Source organism: Desulforhabdus sp. TSK (assembly GCF_022836495.1).
Lineage (GTDB): Bacteria > Desulfobacterota > Syntrophobacteria > Syntrophobacterales > Syntrophobacteraceae > Desulforhabdus.
Genome location: NZ_BQXM01000068.1, coordinates 1 through 3,878, shown reverse-complemented (window position 1 = coordinate 3,878; position 3,878 = coordinate 1). Strand labels below are relative to the sequence as shown.

Below are 3,878 nucleotides of genomic sequence, written 5' to 3'. Positions count from 1 at the left end.
TTCAAGTGACAGCCGCCGATGAACACGCCATCGATGCCGTTGGAGAAGGCCCTGAGCACATGCGCCAGGTCGACTCTGCCGGTACACATGACGCGGATCAGCCGCATTTCGGTCGTATATTGCAGTCTGGAAACTCCAGCCAGGTCAGCAGCCCCGTATGCTCACCAGTGGCATACGAAACCCAGCACCCTGGGTTTAAATTTCAGTCCTGTACTCATGCGTTCTCACTTCCTTATGTTGGTAGGCCGGGCCTAGTCGTTTGCCGCCTTTTGCATCTCGCCGCTCGCCGCGTCAATCTGGCACAAGAGCTCGTCATCGGTAAAGTGCTTCAGCACGATCGCCCCCGTCGGGCACTTGGCGTTGCAGAGGCCGTCTCCCTTGCAGAGCACGGGGTTGACGACAGCCTTTTTGCCCTGCCGCGAGTCACGAAGCTCGATGGCCCCGTAGGTACAGGCCGCCACGCAGGCCCCGCACCCCATGCATTTGCTCTCGGCCACCTCGCACACCGATCCCGAGGCGATGACGGTATCCTGGGAAAGAAGCGTCAGCACCCGGCCGGCGGCGCCGTAGGCCTGGTTGATGGTTTCGGGCATGTGCTTGGGATAGTGAGCCATCCCGCAGAGATACACGCCCTCGGCGGCGAATTCCACGGGCTTCAGCTTGACGTGGGCTTCCTTGAAGAAGCCGTCGGGGCTCAGGGTCACCTTGAAGAGCCCGGCCACCTCCTCCGTGGCACCGGAGGGGATGACGGCGGCGGCCAAAACGAGGTAGTCGGCGTCCACGGCCAGGGCCTGGCCCAAAATGGGATCGGGCGCGGTAACCCGGAGAACCGGCCGCCCTTCCTCCACCACGGCTTCCACCTCGGGCTTCGCCTGGGGCTCATAGCGGATGAACCGGATATCCTTGTTGGAGGCTTCCCGGTAGTAGTCCTCCTTGAGCCCGTAGGTCATCATGTCCCGATAGAGAATGTAGATGTCCATCCCGGGGTTGAGCTCCTTGAGCTTCAAGGCGTTCTTGATGGAGACGCTGCAGCAGACCCTGCTGCAGTAATTCCTGTCCTCGTTTCTGCAGCCCACGCACTGGATCATCACGAGGGTCTCGGCGTTGAGAACCGCTTCGTCCCCTCCCGCAACCCGCTCCTCCAGCTCGAGATGCGTCATGACCCGCTCGTCCTCACCGTAAAGATACTCGACGGGCTTGTGGATGTCGGCCCCGATGGCGAGCACGGTGGCACCATGCTTGATCTCGATGTCCCTTCTTTCGGACTGCACCCGGGTCACGAAATTGCCCACATACCCCGTGGCTTCCGTGATGACGGCGTCCATGTAGACATGGATGGCGGGGTGCCTGTAGACCTTTTGCGCGAGATCGCGCACGTAAGCCTGCACGTCCAGCCCGTCCAGGGTGTAGTGGATCTTCCTGGCGATGCCCCCCAGCTCCGAGCCCTTTTCCACCAGGTACACCTCGTGCCCCTGGGCGGCTATGGAGAGGGCGCACGTCATGCCGGCAATTCCCCCACCCACCACCAGCGCCGCCTTGTTGACGGGCAGATCGAATTCGGCGAGGGGCTCCAGCAGTCCGGCCCGGGCCACGGACATGCGGATGATGTCCCTGGCCTTCTCCGTGGCGGCTTCCTTTTCCTTGGAATGGACCCAGGAGCAGTGCTCCCGGATGTTGGCCATGTCGTAGTAGTACTGGTTGATGCCGGCTTCCCGGAGGGTGTCCCGGAAAAGAGGCTCCAGGGTCCTCGGGCTGCAGGCCGCCACCACCACGCGGTTGAGCCCCTGCTCTTTGGCCACGTCCGAGATCTGCTTGGCGGAGTTGGTGGCGCACGAAAAGAGCTGCTCCTGGGCGTAGACGACATGGGGAAGGGTCTTGGCGTATTCCACCGTCTCGGGAACATTGACGATCCTGCCGATGTTGGCCCCGCAGTGACAGACAAAGACCCCGATGCGGGGCTCCTCCCGGGAGACGTCCTTTTCCAGGGGATAGACCCTCTCCTGGGCGAGCTTCCCGCGCCTGTAGTCGAGAAGCTCCCCGCACTGGGAGCCGGCGCCGCTGGCGCTGAAAACCGACTCGGGAATGTCCACGGGGCCCTGGAAGCTCCCGCTCACAAAAATCCCGGGCCTGCTCGTCTTCATGAGATTGGTGGAATCGGCTTTGCAAAATCCCTGCTCGTTGAGCTCGATGCCGAACTTCCGGGCCAGGGCCTCGTAGCCGACGGGAGGGTTCAACCCGACGGAGAGGACCACCATGTCGAACTCTTCCTCCTTCACCCCCTCGTCGGTGGTGGAGTAGCGCACGGTGACATTCTTCGTTTCGGGGTCCTCCCGGACGATGGACACGTAGCTTCGGATGAAGCGAACCCCCGGAAGATTCTCCGTCCGCTGGAAATACCGCTCGAAATCCTTTCCGTAGGAGCGCACATCGTTGTGGAAGATGGTGCACTCGGCGTCGGCGTCATGGTCCTTCGTCAGGATCACCTGCTTTTGGGCATACGTGCAGCAGACCGCCGAGCAGTAGCCGTTGTCTCCCTGGGTGACCCGCCTCGATCCCACGCACTGGATCCAGGCGATCTTGTGGGGGTGCTTCTTGTCGGAAGTGCGCAGCACCTCGCCCTGGTAGGGCCCGGTGGAGCTCAGGAGCCGCTCGTAGTCCATGCTGGTGAAGACGTTGGCGAATTCCCCGTAGCGGTATTCCTTCCGGACCCTCGGATCGAAAGGCTCCATGCCGAGCGTGAGAATGACCGCCCCCACCTTGATGTCCATCTTCTCCTGCACCTGCTTGAAATCGATGGCGTCCGCCTTGCAAACGGCCTGGCAGATGAGGCACTTTTTTTCCTTCAGGTACAGGCAGCTGTCGTCGACATAGGCCACCAGGGGGATGGCCTGGGCAAAGTAGATGTGAACGGCCTTGTTGGTCGATATCTCCTGGTTGAAGACATCGGGATACGTGGCCGGGCAGTACTCCACGCAGCTCGTGCAGCCCGTGCATTTGTCCTCGATGATGTACCTGGGCTTTTTCAGCAGGGTGACGTTGAAATTTCCCGCCTCTCCTTCCACATCCTGAACCTCGGTATAGGTCAGGACTTCGATGTTGGGGTGCCGGCCGACCTCGACCAGCTTGGGCGAGAGGATTCACATGGAGCAGTCGTTGGTGGGAAAGGTCTTGTCGAGCTGGGCCATGTGGCCCCCGATGCTCGGCGCTTTTTCCACCAGGTAGACCTTGAAGCCCGCGGTGGCGAGATCTAAAGAAGCTTGAATGCCGCTGATTCCTCCACCGACAACCAAAACATCTCCAAAATTTTGTCCTTCAACTGGTTTTTCCACTTCTATGCGTCCTCGTCAGGTTTCTTCGGTGCCTAAATCATTTCCTGGATAATTTCGGTGATGTCTTTCACCTCGATCTTCTCGGCAAAACCCATGGTCAACCTGCTGTCCTCAAAATTGGTGATGCAATAGGGGCAGGCGGTGGCGAGCACCTCGGCCTTCATCTCGACGGCCTGGTCGACCCGCAGGTCGCAGAAGCGCTCCCCCTTGAGGGTCTCCATCCAGATCCGGCCCCCGCCCCCGCCGCAGCACAGGCTGTCGGACCTGGAGTCGGGCATCTCCCGGAGCTTGAGGCCCGGCACCTGCCTGAGAACCTCCCGGGGCTCGTCGTAAATGCCGTTGTGGCGCCCCAGGTAACAGGGATCGTGCCAGGTGACCGCCCTGGGGTACTCTCCCTTGAGCTCCAGCCTTCCCTCCCGGATGAGCTCCAGGAGGTACTGGGTGATGTGAACCACCTCGAAGTGCACCATGAACTCGGGATATTCGTTTTTGAAAGTATGGTAGCAGTGGGGGGAGGAGACGAGGATCTTCTTCACCCCGTTGTCCACG

The 3,878-nt window shown here is 60.9% G+C and carries 3 protein-coding genes; all 3 read right to left on the bottom strand.

What is annotated here, in order from left to right; genetic code table 11:
* Positions 1-218: hydrogenase iron-sulfur subunit (locus tag MWC30_RS22490; protein WP_254006177.1), on the bottom strand; the 218-nt coding region annotated here is incomplete at its 3' end.
* A gap of 33 nt (positions 219-251) precedes the next feature.
* Positions 252-3,335: an FAD-dependent oxidoreductase gene (locus MWC30_RS21295; protein WP_254006178.1), complete on the bottom strand. Its 3,084-nt coding sequence runs from the start codon at positions 3,333-3,335 to the stop codon at positions 252-254.
* A 26-nt stretch (positions 3,336-3,361) separates the two neighbouring features.
* Positions 3,362-3,878 (bottom strand): (Fe-S)-binding protein (locus tag MWC30_RS21290; RefSeq protein WP_244086217.1); only part of this gene is annotated, 517 nt, incomplete at its 5' end.